The organism is Polynucleobacter sp. (assembly GCF_030693775.1).
GTDB lineage: Bacteria > Pseudomonadota > Gammaproteobacteria > Burkholderiales > Burkholderiaceae > Polynucleobacter.
On record NZ_JAUXZY010000001.1, the window covers coordinates 19,284 to 32,776 of the forward strand.

Sequence of the window (13,493 nt, forward strand, 5' to 3'; positions counted from 1 at the left end):
TTGCATATTATGCAACCGAATCCAATACTGGTTTAAGTCAAGCCAGGAACAATGAATTAAGCTTTTTGGCCGATTTCAAAGTTGGCCAGTTTTTCTAAAGCGCGCACCATGGCTGAGTGGTCCCATGCTTTACCGCCATGAGCTGAGCAAGAATTAAACAACTCTTGGGCGGTTGCGGTATTGGGCAAGGAAACGCCCAATGCGCGTGCGCTGTTGAGCGCCAGATTTAAATCTTTCTGATGCAACTCAATCCGGAAACCAGGATCAAAGGTGCGCTTGACCATGCGCTCGCCATGCACTTCCAAAATTTTGGAGCTGGCAAAGCCACCCATTAATGCCTGGCGTACTTTTGCAGGATCGGCGCCGGCTTTGGCGGCAAACAACAAGGCCTCAGCAACTGCTTCAATATTCAAGGCCACAATAATCTGATTGGCTACCTTAGCCGTTTGACCATCACCATTACCACCGACTAAATTAATATTCTTGCCCATTAATTCCAGAACCGGTTTAACCCGCTCAAATACGGATTCCTCACCGCCCAGCATGATGGACAGGGTTGCATTTTTTGCACCTACCTCACCACCCGAGACTGGCGCATCGAGATAATCGGCGCCCAGCGCATTAATCTTCTTCGCAAATTCCTTTGTAGCAATCGGCGATATGGAGCTCATATCCACAACCACTTTGCCTTTGCCACCATTGGCTAGACCGCTAGCAATGCCTTTGTCACCAAAGAGAACACGCTCAACATCGGGGGTATCTGGAACCATTGTAAAAATGATGTCTGCTTTCTCAGCAACTTCAGCTGGGCTTGCGCATTGAATTGCGGCTGATTTCGCAATGGCATCAGGCACCTTGCTGCGGGTATTGACATACACCGTATGGCCTGCAGCAACTAAATGGCCAGCCATGGGGGCGCCCATAATGCCAAGACCGACGAAACCGAGTTTAAGTTGTGACATGGTAGTTATCCTATTTGAAGTGATGGACTTTATTATTTGGGTCTGCGGGATCGCATAAGTAAATTATCTCGCAAGAGCAGAACCCTATTCCCGATTGAAATACCAAACGAGCGAATCAATATGGCTGCAGCCAACTTAAGCGAAGGGCTTAAACCAACCCAAGCCCGCCTCAGTTGTTGCTGCGGGTTTGTACTCGCAGCCAATCCAGCCAGCATAACCAATGCGGTCGAGCATGGCAAAGATATAAGCGTAATTGATCTCGCCAGTACCAGGCTCGTTACGACCAGGATTATCAGCGAGCTGAATATGCGCAATTTTAGCCAGGTGCTTCTGAATGGAGTTAGCAAGCTCACCTTCCATGCGCTGTGCGTGGTAGATGTCGTACTGCAAAAATAGATTATCCGAGCCAACTTCCGTGATGATGTCGATGGCCTGCTGCGTGCCTGATAAGAAGAAGCCTGGAATATCAAAGGTATTGATGGGCTCAATTAGTAGCTTGATGTTGGCCTTTTTGAGCTCCGCAGCAGCGTACTTGAGATTATCAATAAAGGTGGTACGTAATGCGTTATGGGCAATACCTTCAGGCATTTTTCCAGCTAAGCAGTTCACTTGGGTCACGCCAAGTGCAGTGGCATATTCCACAGCATTCGATACGCCCTTACGGAACTCCTCAATGCGGTCTGGCAGACAGGCAATCCCGCGCTCACCGGCCTCCCAATTTCCTGCGGGCAAATTGTGCAGCACCAAAGTCAGTTTGTTTTGATCAAGCTTTGCCTTAATGTCAGCAACCGGAAATGCATATGGAAATAAGAATTCCACTGCTTTGAATTTGGCTGCTGCAGCCTTATCAAAGCGCTCCATGAATGGAACTTCATTAAATAACATGGTGAGATTGGCAGCAAACTTCGGCATTCCTATTCCTTATCAAATTCAAACAAACAAAACTTAAATCGCAAAAAAGTTGCGGTATTACCTTCGTAATACCGCATTAGAACAGCATTCTATTACTTGAAACCTTTACTCGAGCAAACCGGCTGTAACCAGTCCCTCAGTGCCGGCAGGGTGGCGGCAATCAATGTCTTCAAACTCGTTGACATTATTGATCTCAGTACCCATCGCAATGTTCGTCACTTTTTCCAGAATCACTTCCACTACGACTGGTACGCGGTGTTCTTTGGCCATCTTTTGCGCTTCGATCAAAGCAGCATTGATCTTGCTCGGGTCGGTCACACGTAGTGCCTTGCAGCCGAGTCCTTCGACCACCTTACCGTGGTCAACGCCATAACCCTTGAGGTTTTGATCGTCGACGTTGATGTTGTCAAAGGCGAGCTGGACACAGTAGTCCATCTCGAAACCGCGCTGTGCTTGACGAATCAACCCGAGGTAGCTGTTGTTCACCAAGACCATGACGAGCGGTAAATGGAACTGCGCGCCAACAGCCAACTCTTCGATCAAGAACTGGAAATCATAGTCACCGGCAAGACCAACGACCGTCTTGGTTGGATCGGACGCTAATACGCCGAGTGCTGCAGGAATGGTCCAGCCCAATGGGCCGGCTTGACCGCAATTGATCCACTGGCGAGCGCCATACACATGCAAGAATTGACCGCCTGCAATCTGTGACAAACCAATCGTGGATACATAAACCGTATCGCGACCAAATACCGAGTTCATCTCTTGGTATACGCGTTGTGGCTTGATAGGCACATTATCAAAATTGGTCTTGCGTAGCATCAAACGCTTACGCTCTTGGCAACGGCTAACCCAGTCGCTATAGTCTTTGAGCTTGCCTTTGGCTTTCCATTCTTTGGCTACTTCAACAAACAACTCTAGGGCTGCTTTAGCATCGGAAACAATGCCGTAGTCTGGATTAAAGACGCGACCGATTTGTGTTGGCTCAATGTCGACGTGAACAAACTTACGGTCTTTGCAATACACCTCGAGTGAACCCGTGTGGCGGTTAGCCCAGCGATTACCGATACCTAAAACAAAGTCGCTGGCGAGCATCGTGGCATTACCGTAGCGATGCGATGTTTGCAATCCAACCATACCAGCCATCAGCGGATGGTCATCCGGAATCGTGCCCCAACCCATCAGGGTCGGAATCACTGGAATGCCAGTCAGTTCGGCAAACTCAACCAATAACTTATCTGCATCCGCATTAATAACGCCGCCGCCGGATACGATCAAGGGCTTTTCAGATGCCATCAGCATTTCAATGGCTTTCTCAATCTGCTTGCGACTAGCTGCAGGCTTGTAGACCGGCAATGGCTCATAGGTATCAATATCAAATTCGATTTCCGCAAGCTGAACGTCTATTGGCAAATCAATTAAGACTGGACCAGGACGTCCCGAGCGCATCACATGGAAAGCTTGCTGGAACACCCGCGGCACTAAGCCAGGCTCGCGCACGGTAACGGACATCTTGGTTACGGGTTTGGAAATAGACTCAATATCAACCGCTTGAAAGTCTTCTTTGTAGAGGCGCGCACGCGGTGCTTGACCAGTAATACACAGAATTGGAATGGAATCAGCAATGGCAGAGTAAAGGCCAGTGATCATGTCGGTACCGGCGGGGCCTGAGGTGCCAATGCAAACGCCAATATTGCCGGCTTTGGCGCGGGTGTAACCCTCGGCCATGTGGGAGGCGCCCTCTACGTGGCGAGCCAAAATGTGTGTAATTGATTGACGCTCGCGTAATTGCGCATAGAGCGGATTGATTGCTGCACCTGGAACACCAAAGGCAGTTGTAATGCCTTCTTTTTCCATTACTAGTACTGCAGCCATTGCGGCTTTCATTTTGGCCATGATGTCTCCTCTACGTTTAAGAATGTAAGGATGATGACGATTTCCCACCCAAATGAGAATGGCAGGTGGATTCATATCACCTATTCCAATTTGGAATACCCTGTATCAGAATCAGGCTAGAATAGGCAAATGGATCGCATCCAGGGCATTGCCCTATTTGTCCGCGTTGTTGAGACTGGCTCCTTTAGCAAGGCCGCCATCAGCCTTGGTATTACCCAGCCAACCGCCACCAAACACATCGCCTTTTTAGAAAAGCGCCTCGGCTCCCTTTTGCTGCACCGCAGTACAAGAGGCGTAACCCCGACGGAAATTGGCCAAATCTATTATGAGAAATGCAAAGTCATTTCGCGTGAGCTCGAGGACGCAGATAACTTAGCCGCCCTCTTGCAAAGCAAGATTCAGGGGAAATTGTCCATTAGCTCTTCGGTTGCTTTCGGGCGACGCATTTTGACCCCCTTGGTGTTGGAATTCATGAGCCAGCACCCCCAATTGCAAGTGCACCTTAGTTTAGATGACCATTATGTGAATTTGGTGGAGCAAGGGATTGATTTGGCGGTTCGTATGGGGCGATTGCCAGACTCATCGTTGGGTTCCCGGTATTTGGGGCTAAATCCCTGGGTGTTGGTTGCTAGCCCGGCCTATTTAGAAGAGCATGGCACCCCCAAGCATCCGACCGAGTTAGCGGAGCATCAGGCTTTAATTTATAGCTCGGTTCAGGATAACCACCGTTGGCACTTTAGTGGAGCTGATGGCGCGGCACTTTCAATCCCCGTTAAAGGACCGCTCTATTCCAATAATTTATCGACATTATTAGCGGCCACCATCGCTAAAATGGGTTTAGCAGCGATCCCTTGGTACGTAGCGCACCGCTCAGTTCAAACAGGAAATTTGCAACCCATTTTGACGGACTGGACCTTGCCCTCTCAAGAAATCCATGCAGTATTTTCTTCCCCACGCCTCGTGCCTGGTAAGGTTAGTCAATACATCGACTGGCTACAGGGATACTTTGTAGGCAATTGGTGGGAGCGCCAAGAAAGTAAAACCCAGCTTGTTGAATCTATTAATACGCAGTAAAACCAGAGGTCCATTTTTTTATCAAACCAAAAGGAAGCATATGAAACGTAAATCCCTCCACATCGCTGCAGTCACTGCTGCATTGCTCGCAACAACTAGCTTTGCTCAGGCACAACCTGCCAGCCCCGCTAAGCCTAAAGTAGAGGCGGCTGCCATTATGGATACCGTCTATGATTTATATCAGGGCGATGTCGTGAAGATTGATGCCAAAACACGCACCATCACCTTTAAAAATAAAGAGGGTGAGTCCAGTTTTGTGGCTGGTCCAGAAATTAAGAACTTTGCGCAGATCAAAGTAGGCGACCACTTGAGCGTGACCTATGAAGTTGCAGTTGCGCTTGAGCTAATTAAAACCAAGAGCGATGGCATTCGCAGCAAACAAGAAGCTTCTGCTGTTACCACTGCACAGCCTGGCCAAAAGCCAGCACAGACCATTACCAACGCGACTGAAATCATTGCCGACGTGGTTGCGGTAGATCGCACTAAGAAGACTGCTTCTATTAAAGGTCCTAATGGTAAGGTCACTGTGGTGAAGGTGAAGAACCCAGACCTCCTAAAAGACATTGCAGTAGGCGATGTGGTGCGTGCTGTTTTCATCGACCGGATGGCAGCTTCGATTACACCAGGAAAGAAGTAATACGCCGCTATCAATTTAGTAGCGAACGTAATGCAGAGGCCATTGATACGTAAGTGCATCAGTAATACGCATTACCGTGTTATTGCCCTTTGCATTGCCAGCATTACCCTGTTTTCTGCATGCACCACTACGACCCGTCCAGGCGTAGTGGGCGTCAATCGTCAGCAACTGATGATGGCCTCCCAAAGTGAAGTCGAGCGTTTATCGGCCATTAGCTTTAACGAACAAAATAAAAAAGCCCAAGACAAAAAGATTCTGATTACATCAGGACCGCAATACGATCGCTTGATCAATATTGCCAATCGCCTTATTCCACAAACCGCTTACTTTCGTGACGATACCCAGAAATGGAATTGGCAGCTGAGCCTCATTAATGCGCCTATTCTGAATGCCACCTGCGCACCCGGCGGCAAGATTACTTTTTATACCGGCATCATCGATCAACTCAATCTCAATGATGATGAGATTGCCGCCATCATGGGGCATGAGATTGCGCATGCATTACGCGAACACGGCAGAGAACGCCTTTCGCAAGCCATGGCACAAAGCACGATCACCAATATTGCACTGGCTGCAGCTGGAGGCTATGGTGCGCAAATCAATGCAGCCAATCAAGTGGCGCAATATGTATTGGTTTTGCCAAACTCAAGACAACATGAAAGCGAAGCTGATGCGATTGGAATTGAGTTGGCTGCTAGAGCGGGCTATAACCCCCGTGCAGCCATCTCCGTATGGCAAAAGATGATGAAGGCAACGCAAGGTAAAAATCCCCCCGAATTTTTATCAACCCACCCTTCGGGCGAAACGCGCATCGAACAACTCAGCGCATTAATGCCGGCAGTCGAGCCTTTGTATCGCGACGCACCCAAAGCTCCGGGTACTGCTCCGGCAACGAAATAGAGCAGCAATAAAAAAGCCCCGATTAAGGGGCTTTTTTATTAATCTTGGCGGAGCGGACGGGACTCGAACCCGCGACCCTCGGCGTGACAGGCCGATATTCTAACCAACTGAACTACCGCTCCAAACTGCTGCGTTACTACAAAATCTGGCGTCCCCAGGGGGATTCGAACCCCCGTACTCACCGTGAAAGGGTGATGTCCTAGGCCTCTAGACGATGGGGACCGTGGACTACCATTTACTGCATATACTGCCATTCTAAATGCTGGTGGAGATAAGCGGGATCGAACCGCTGACCTCTTGCATGCCATGCAAGCGCTCTCCCAGCTGAGCTATACCCCCATAATCTCGCGTTCAAACTGCCACTGCAACACAAGACATTTAAAACAATCCAAGATTTTAGCCTATTTTTGCCTGCCTGCCCTAATTTTTGGTTGCAAGCACCCTCCTCAGGCGCTCAAGGGTTTCGGCCTTCCCTAGGATGACCAAGACGGCGTCAATCGCTGGGGTTTGAGTGGTGGCAAAGAGAGCGTAGCGAACAGGCATGGCCAAGGCCGGCATCTTCAGTTGATGCTGGGTTAAGACGGCCTTAAATGCGGCTGAATACCCCTCTTTACTGCCATCACTCGCCTCAAATGCCGCAATCAAATCAGCCAATGCAGGACGTATATTCGCCGGAATATTGGTATCAATTTCCTGCTGTGAAAACGCGGGTGCTGGCATGTAAAACAGCTTAGCGCCATCGGCAATTTCCAGCAAGGTATTGGCACGGTCTTTCAGGAGCCCCACTACCTGAACAAAGTCCGGGCCCTGCCCCGCTTCTGGAATAGCAATCCCGCGCTCGAGAGCAAATGGCTTGACCTGCTCCGCCAGTTTTGCCGCATCGCTATGCTGAATGTAATGGTGGTTCAGCCAGAGTAACTTTTCAGGGTTGTGCTGCGCCGGGGAGCGCCCCAAATGATCCAAATCAAACCACCCTACAAATTGATCGCGGGTAAAGACTTCAGCATCACCATGTGCCCAGCCGAGCCGTGCTAAGTAATTCAGAATGGCCTCAGGTAAATAGCCTTCACGCTGGTAATCGCGCACACTCATAGCGCCATTACGCTTACTCATCTTTTCGCCATCCTCATTGAGGACGGTCGGTAAATGCGCATAAATCGGCGGCGTACCACCCAAAGCGCGCATGATATTGATTTGACGAGGGGTGTTGTTGACGTGATCATCGCCACGAATCACGTGGGTAATCTGCATATCAATGTCATCGACAACTACGCAAAAGTTATACGTCGGCGTACCATCAGGCCGAGCAATTACGAGGTCATCGAGTTCGTCATTACTGATCTCGATTTGTCCTTTGACGGCATCTTGCCAGATAACCGAACCGCCAATGGGATTCTTAAAGCGAATGACTGGCAATACGCCCTCCGGAACCGGTGGCAAAATCTTACCCGGCTCTGGTCGCCATAGACCGTTGTAGCGCGGCTTCTCTTTATTTGCCATCTGCTGATCGCGCAAGGCATTCAGTTCGGCCTCACTCATATAACAAGGGTACGCAAGGCCGGATTTCAGCATCTCTGCAATCACTTCACGGTAGCGATCCATGTGCTGCATTTGATAGATGGGGCCTTCGTCGATATCAAGTCCAAGCCAGGCCATGCCATCGATGATGACGTCTACCGCCTCTTGGGAGGAGCGTTCTAAGTCAGTATCTTCAATGCGGAGAATAAAGTCACCGCCATGATGGCGCGCAAAAGCCCACGGATACAGCGCGCTGCGTAGATTGCCGAGGTGGATAAAGCCAGTCGGACTGGGTGCAAATCGGGTACGTATAGACATAGCCAGTATTATCTCAGGTCAACCAAATCAAGGCAAAACCAAGGATACTTTGGCTTATGAATGAACTGCTTGTCTTTGTATGCGATGGCGCCCCTGTTCGCGGCGAAATTGTCTCAATTAGTACTGCATGGCAGGCGGTATTAGCGCGGCGTGATGACCCCCCTGTTATTCGTCAGATTTTGGGCGATTTTGTCGCGGCTGCAACCCTGCTAAGTGCCAGCCTTAAATTTGATGGCACCCTGATTATTCAGGCGCAAAGCAAGGGGCCAATTTCCCTCTTGGTGGTGGAGTGCAGCTCAAAACTCACCATGCGTGCCACAGTCAAGTTATCAGTAGAGCCTACTGAGATTGATCCGAATGCCACGCTAGCGGATTTACTGGATGCCGCCAATACCGGCCGTCTGGTGATTACACTGGATCCAGCCGAGCGTCAGCCTGGACAACCGCCCTATCAAGGCATCGTTGCCCTCCAGCAAGGCCGGAATGGCATTGCCGTTCCTGTTACGAATGCTGCCGAAGCCATCATGCTATACATGCGCCATTCGGAACAATTGGAGACCCGCATTTGGCTCGCTTCCAATGAAAAAGTGGTGGGCGGTCTACTGTTGCAACGCTTACCCAATTCGGGCGGCCATGTGCATCTTGATCCTCAGGCTGCAGCCGAGGGCTGGAGTCGCATTCAGGCGCTGGGCGAAACCATTACTACGGATGAGTTGCTTGAGCTCAGCCCCGAGACCACATTACGCCGGCTCTTTTTAAATGAATCCAGTGAAGCTGGCGTTCGAGCTTTCCCGACAAGGCCAGTCCAGTTTGCCTGCCGTTGCTCACGCCTCAAGGTGGCCGATGTTTTGCGCATGCTTGGGGAAGAGGAAGTAAACAGCATTCTTGCTGAACAGGGTGCAGTGGAAACCGGTTGTGAGTTTTGCGGCAAGGCTTACCGATTTGATGCGGTGGACTGCATCCAGGTGTTCAAGACTGACTTACTTACGGATGCCACCCGGCCGCCATCGGGCGGACATTAAGCAGATCCTGCTTACTGCGGTTTTTGCGCCTCTTTGGCGAGCGCATCCTGCTTTGCCTCTGCTACGGATTTATCGCTAGGCAGAATTTGTACAAAGTACTCGCCCTCTTTCAGCATGCCATGCTCTGCCCGAGCCCGTTCTTCAATCGCGCGCGTTCCTGATTTCAGGTCATTCACATCGCCGGCTAACTTCGTATTGCGCAGTGCTAGGGCTTGATTCAACTCTTTCTGATCTTTGAGTTGCTTTTCCATCTCGTAGACCTTGAACCAGCCGCCCTTCCCAAGCCATAGGGGGTACTGAATGGCAATCAGCAAACCAAACATGGAGTAGATAATGAGTCGCATGGCCTATGAAGGTCGAGGTCGATGTCGACTGCTACTTCTTCAGGTTATAAAAAACCGATTTACCTGGATAGCTAGCCACATCGCCCAAATCTTCTTCGATGCGCAATAACTGGTTGTACTTGGCAATGCGATCAGAGCGCGACAACGAGCCCGTTTTGATCTGGCCTGCATTCGTGCCCACTGCAATGTCTGCGATGGTACTGTCTTCGGTTTCGCCAGAGCGGTGTGAAATCACTGCAGTGTAGTTGGCCCGCTTGGCCATCTCGATTGCAGCAAAGGTCTCGGTTAAGGTGCCGATTTGATTGATCTTGATCAGAATCGAATTCGCAACGCCCTTTTCAATGCCTTCTTTGAGGATGCGCGTATTGGTAACAAATAAATCATCGCCAACCAGTTGAATCTTTTTGCCTAGCTTTTGCGTTAAGTCAGCCCAGCCATCCCAGTCACTCTCGTGCATGCCATCTTCGATGGAAACAATCGGAAACTGATCGGCCAAATTGCCCAGGTAATCCGAGAACTCGCTCGAGCTCAGCTGCAGGCCTTCACCAGCTAGATGGTATTTACCGTCTTTATAGAATTCACTAGCAGCACAATCGAGTGCAAGTAGCACATCTTCGCCAGCGTTGTAGCCTGCGTTTTCAATGGCGAGCAAAATGGTCTCGAGGCACTCTTTATTGCTCGTGAAGTTTGGCGCAAAGCCGCCCTCATCACCAACCGAGGTGGGCATATTCTTATCGTGCAGGATTTTTTTGAGGGCATGGAAGATTTCAGCGCCACAGCGCAATGCCTCACGGAAGGTTTCCGTACCCACCGGCATAATCATGAATTCTTGAATGTCTAAGCTATTGTTCGCATGCGCACCACCATTGACGATGTTCATCATTGGAACTGGGAGTTGCATCGCGCCAGAGCCGCCAAAGTAGCGGTACAAAGGCAAACCCGCTTCTTCTGCAGCAGCGCGGGCCACAGCCATAGAGACGGCTAAGGTAGCATTGGCGCCCAGACGCGCCTTGTTATGGGTGCCATCAAGTTCATTAATGGTGCGATCCAAGAAGGCTTGTTCACTGGCATCCAGCCCCATCACTGCTTCAGAAATTTCGGTATTGATGTTTTGAACGGCTTTGAGAACGCCTTTGCCTAAGTAGCGCTCGGCATCGCCATCACGCATCTCAATTGCTTCGCGGGAACCCGTTGAAGCACCGGATGGAACCGCAGCGCGGGCCATGACGCCCGACTCGAGGAGCACATCGCACTCTACCGTTGGATTACCGCGTGAATCTAAGATTTCTCTACCGATAATATCGACGATGGCACTCATGAACTTCTCCTCAAAACTGCTTTTCTAAAAAAGTACCGCTTTTCTTGACAACCGCATCGATTGCAACAAGCGATTCCAATAATTCTTTCATGCGATTTAATGGCACCGCGTTCGGTCCATCGGATAGCGCCTTCGCTGGATCAGGGTGGGTCTCCATGAAGAGACCGCTGATGCCGACCGCTATTGCAGCGCGCGCCAACACGGGGACAAATTCACGTTGTCCACCGCTACTGCCACCCTGCCCGCCTGGTAACTGAACAGAATGGGTCGCATCAAATACGACAGGTGCATGGGTCTCACGCAAGATGGCGAGGCTACGCATGTCCGACACTAAATTGTTATAACCAAATGAGGCGCCGCGTTCGCAAACCATAAACTGATCTGGCACATGTGCTTCTGCCGCTGCATCACGCGCCTTTTGGATGACATTGAGCATCTCATGCGGAGACAGAAACTGGCCCTTCTTGAAATTGACCGGCTTACCGCTTTGCGCGCAAGCCCGAATGAAGTCCGTTTGGCGGCATAAAAAAGCCGGTGTTTGCATGACATCCACCACTGCAGCAACGGATGCAATTTCACTTATATCATGCACGTCCGTCAAGACTGGCACGCCGATCTCTTTACGAACTTTGGCCAAAATCGCTAAGCCTTTTTCCATGCCAAGCCCCCGAAAGGAACTGCCCGAGGTGCGATTGGCTTTATCGAAAGACGATTTATAAATAAATGGAATGCCGAGCGATCCAGTAATTTCTTTAAGCGTACCAGCGATATCCAGAGCCGACTGCTCAGACTCAATCACGCAAGGACCGGCAATTAAGAAAAAACGTTGGTCTAGTCCAACATCAAATCCGCAGAGTTTCATGCTGCCACCGCCTGGTTTGCGTCGTGGTGCGCCAATGCCGCTTTAATGTAAGCCAAAAAGAGCGGATGTCCATCACGCGGCGTCGAAGTAAATTCAGGATGAAACTGCACACCAAAGAACCACGGGTGCATTGACTTAGGTAATTCCATCATCTCCGGCAGTGATTCCGTTGGGGTACGTGCTGAGATCACCAGTCCGGACTCTTCTAAACGGGGTACGTAAATATTATTGACTTCGTAGCGATGGCGATGGCGTTCGTTTACTTCGTCACCGTAAATGGTATGTGCCAAGGTATTTGTTTTTACTGGGCAGCGCTGGGAGCCTAGGCGCATCGTGCCGCCTAAATCGGAATCATCACCGCGCTTTTCCACGCGCCCTTCACGGTCAAGCCATTCGGTAATGAGCGCCACAACGGGATGCGCCGTCTCCGGATCAAACTCAGTGCTGTTGGCACCAGTAATGTGCGCTACGTGGCGGGCAAATTCGATGACCGCCAATTGCATACCTAAGCAGATGCCGAGGTAGGGAATGCGGTTTTCACGGGCATAGCGGATAGCAGCGATCTTGCCTTCTGTACCGCGTTTACCAAAGCCGCCTGGCACCAGAACTGCATCGAGGTTGGCGAGGCAATCCACTCCATCTTTTTCCACCTGCTCTGAATCGATGTAACGAATATTCACCCGCGTGTGGTTATGAATCCCCGCATGGCGCAAGGCTTCAATTAAGGACTTATACGACTCGGTTAAGTCGACGTACTTGCCCACCATGCCGATGGTGACTTCATGTTGGGGGTTCTCCATCTCATAGACCAAATGCGTCCATACGGAGAGGTCAGCCGGCTTTGCCTCAATTTGCAGTTCGCGGCAAATCAGATCATCCATGCCTTGCTCGTGCAGCATTTGTGGAATCTTGTAAATCGTATCGACATCCCATACCGAGATAACCGATTCTTCCCGTACGTTCGAGAATAAGGAAATCTTCGAGCGCTCATCCTCTGGAATCGGGCGATCGGCACGGCACAGCAACACGGTCGGCATGATGCCGATTTCGCGTAGCTTTTGCACGGAATGCTGAGTTGGCTTTGTTTTCAGTTCGCCGGCGCTAATTAAGTAGGGAACCAAGGTTAGGTGAACAAAAGCACAGCTATGGGGCGGCAGGCGCAGGCTCATTTGGCGTGCGGCCTCTAAAAACGGTAGGGACTCAATATCACCTACTGTTCCACCAATTTCGCAAATGGCGACATCCACTTGACCATCATGGCTGGCTTTAGCGCCCCGCTCGACAAAGGCTTGGATTTCATTGGTAATGTGCGGAATCACTTGAACTGTTTTGCCAAGGTACTCACCCCGACGCTCTTTACGGATTACCGATTCATAAATCTGGCCGGTCGTAAAGTTATTACTCTTGCGCATCTTGGCAGACACGAATCGTTCGTAATGGCCCAGATCCAAATCGGTCTCGGCGCCATCCTCGGTCACAAAGACTTCGCCATGCTGAAAGGGGCTCATGGTGCCCGGATCAACGTTAATGTAGGGATCGAGTTTTAGGAGGGTGACTTTCAGGCCGCGGGATTCGAGAATCGCGGCAAGCGAGGCAGCTGCAATTCCTTTCCCCAGGGAAGAAACTACGCCACCAGTGACAAAAACGTATTTGGTCATCGCGCTTTGGCTCTGTTGGAAATTCTAATTATAACGATACCTCTACCCGAGTCCAGAATTTGACCTAGCAGT

The 13,493-nt window shown here is 50.4% G+C and carries 12 protein-coding genes and 3 tRNA genes; 4 read left to right on the plus strand and 11 right to left on the minus strand.

The features are described 5' to 3' along the window. Nucleotides 1-56 precede the first annotated feature (56 nt). The 3 genes from glxR to gcl form a co-directional block, all read right to left on the minus strand. Nucleotides 57-971 carry a 2-hydroxy-3-oxopropionate reductase gene (gene glxR, locus Q8M75_RS00130; RefSeq protein WP_305485209.1) on the minus strand — a complete coding sequence of 305 codons (915 nt, stop codon included), beginning with the start codon at nt 969-971 and terminating at the stop codon, nt 57-59. 126 nt (nt 972-1,097) lie between these two features. Then, nucleotides 1,098-1,874, minus strand: coding sequence for a hydroxypyruvate isomerase (hyi, locus tag Q8M75_RS00135; protein ID WP_305484869.1), 777 nt, complete (start codon nt 1,872-1,874; stop codon nt 1,098-1,100). A 105-nt stretch (nt 1,875-1,979) separates the two neighbouring features. Then, the gene (gene gcl, locus Q8M75_RS00140) at nt 1,980-3,770 is read right to left on the minus strand and encodes a glyoxylate carboligase (protein WP_305484871.1); all 1,791 of its coding nucleotides are present in this window, start codon (nt 3,768-3,770) and stop codon (nt 1,980-1,982) included. A gap of 129 nt (nt 3,771-3,899) precedes the next feature. Here gcl and Q8M75_RS00145 point away from each other — a divergent pair, with 129 nt between their 5' ends. Genes Q8M75_RS00145 through Q8M75_RS00155 form a run of 3 tightly spaced genes read left to right on the plus strand, consistent with a single transcriptional unit; the run spans nt 3,900 to nt 6,381 of the window. After that, on the plus strand, nt 3,900-4,844 hold the full coding sequence (locus Q8M75_RS00145; protein ID WP_305484873.1) for a LysR family transcriptional regulator: 945 nt from the start codon (nt 3,900-3,902) through the stop codon (nt 4,842-4,844). Between the two features lie 40 nt (nt 4,845-4,884). Further along, nucleotides 4,885-5,481, plus strand: a complete 597-nt coding sequence (locus Q8M75_RS00150; RefSeq protein ID WP_305484876.1) for a hypothetical protein — start codon at nt 4,885-4,887, stop codon at nt 5,479-5,481. Nucleotides 5,482-5,511: 30 nt separating this feature from the next. Further along, the gene (locus Q8M75_RS00155; protein ID WP_305484878.1) at nt 5,512-6,381 is read left to right on the plus strand and encodes a M48 family metallopeptidase; all 870 of its coding nucleotides are present in this window, start codon (nt 5,512-5,514) and stop codon (nt 6,379-6,381) included. Nucleotides 6,382-6,426: 45 nt separating this feature from the next. Here Q8M75_RS00155 and Q8M75_RS00160 read toward each other — a convergent pair. From Q8M75_RS00160 to gltX, 4 genes are all read right to left on the minus strand, one after another. Then, nucleotides 6,427-6,503 (minus strand) — tRNA-Asp (locus Q8M75_RS00160). Nucleotides 6,504-6,527: 24 nt separating this feature from the next. Beyond that, a tRNA-Glu gene (locus Q8M75_RS00165) sits at nt 6,528-6,603 on the minus strand. Between the two features lie 41 nt (nt 6,604-6,644). Beyond that, nucleotides 6,645-6,720, minus strand: a tRNA-Ala gene (locus Q8M75_RS00170). 81 nt (nt 6,721-6,801) lie between these two features. Continuing rightward, the gene (gene gltX, locus Q8M75_RS00175; protein WP_305485211.1) at nt 6,802-8,223 is read right to left on the minus strand and encodes a glutamate--tRNA ligase; all 1,422 of its coding nucleotides are present in this window, start codon (nt 8,221-8,223) and stop codon (nt 6,802-6,804) included. Between the two features lie 50 nt (nt 8,224-8,273). On the opposite strand from gltX, the gene Q8M75_RS00180 reads away from it, so the two are divergent. Continuing rightward, the gene (locus Q8M75_RS00180; RefSeq protein ID WP_305484880.1) at nt 8,274-9,239 is read left to right on the plus strand and encodes an Hsp33 family molecular chaperone HslO; all 966 of its coding nucleotides are present in this window, start codon (nt 8,274-8,276) and stop codon (nt 9,237-9,239) included. An 11-nt stretch (nt 9,240-9,250) separates the two neighbouring features. Here Q8M75_RS00180 and ftsB read toward each other — a convergent pair whose 3' ends face one another. From ftsB to Q8M75_RS00200, 4 genes are read right to left on the minus strand one after another with little or no spacing between them, the layout of a single operon-like run. Continuing rightward, complete coding sequence (gene ftsB / locus Q8M75_RS00185) at nt 9,251-9,583, minus strand: cell division protein FtsB (protein WP_305484885.1); 333 nt, start codon at nt 9,581-9,583, stop codon at nt 9,251-9,253. A 31-nt stretch (nt 9,584-9,614) separates the two neighbouring features. After that, nucleotides 9,615-10,901, minus strand: coding sequence for a phosphopyruvate hydratase (gene eno / locus Q8M75_RS00190; protein WP_305484887.1), 1,287 nt, complete (start codon nt 10,899-10,901; stop codon nt 9,615-9,617). 10 nt (nt 10,902-10,911) lie between these two features. Then, nucleotides 10,912-11,763 carry a 3-deoxy-8-phosphooctulonate synthase gene (gene kdsA, locus Q8M75_RS00195; protein WP_305484888.1) on the minus strand — a complete coding sequence of 284 codons (852 nt, stop codon included), beginning with the start codon at nt 11,761-11,763 and terminating at the stop codon, nt 10,912-10,914. Next, complete coding sequence (locus tag Q8M75_RS00200) at nt 11,760-13,421, minus strand: CTP synthase (protein WP_305484891.1); 1,662 nt, start codon at nt 13,419-13,421, stop codon at nt 11,760-11,762. Before Q8M75_RS00200 ends, kdsA begins: the two co-directional genes overlap by 4 nt. Nucleotides 13,422-13,493 lie beyond the last annotated feature (72 nt).

Excerpts from the sequence above, each read along its gene's own strand:
- hyi (WP_305484869.1), bottom strand. The coding sequence starts at position 1,874 with ATGCCGAAGTTTGCTGCCAATCTCACCATGTTATTTAATGAAGTTCCA.
- gcl (WP_305484871.1), bottom strand. The coding sequence starts at position 3,770 with ATGGCCAAAATGAAAGCCGCAATGGCTGCAGTACTAGTAATGGAAAAA.
- Q8M75_RS00145 (WP_305484873.1), top strand. The coding sequence starts at position 3,900 with ATGGATCGCATCCAGGGCATTGCCCTATTTGTCCGCGTTGTTGAGACT.
- Q8M75_RS00150 (WP_305484876.1), top strand. The coding sequence starts at position 4,885 with ATGAAACGTAAATCCCTCCACATCGCTGCAGTCACTGCTGCATTGCTC.
- Q8M75_RS00155 (WP_305484878.1), top strand. The coding sequence starts at position 5,512 with ATGCAGAGGCCATTGATACGTAAGTGCATCAGTAATACGCATTACCGT.
- Q8M75_RS00180 (WP_305484880.1), top strand. The coding sequence starts at position 8,274 with ATGAATGAACTGCTTGTCTTTGTATGCGATGGCGCCCCTGTTCGCGGC.
- ftsB (WP_305484885.1), bottom strand. The coding sequence starts at position 9,583 with ATGCGACTCATTATCTACTCCATGTTTGGTTTGCTGATTGCCATTCAG.
- eno (WP_305484887.1), bottom strand. The coding sequence starts at position 10,901 with ATGAGTGCCATCGTCGATATTATCGGTAGAGAAATCTTAGATTCACGC.
- kdsA (WP_305484888.1), bottom strand. The coding sequence starts at position 11,763 with ATGAAACTCTGCGGATTTGATGTTGGACTAGACCAACGTTTTTTCTTA.
- Q8M75_RS00200 (WP_305484891.1), bottom strand. The coding sequence starts at position 13,421 with ATGACCAAATACGTTTTTGTCACTGGTGGCGTAGTTTCTTCCCTGGGG.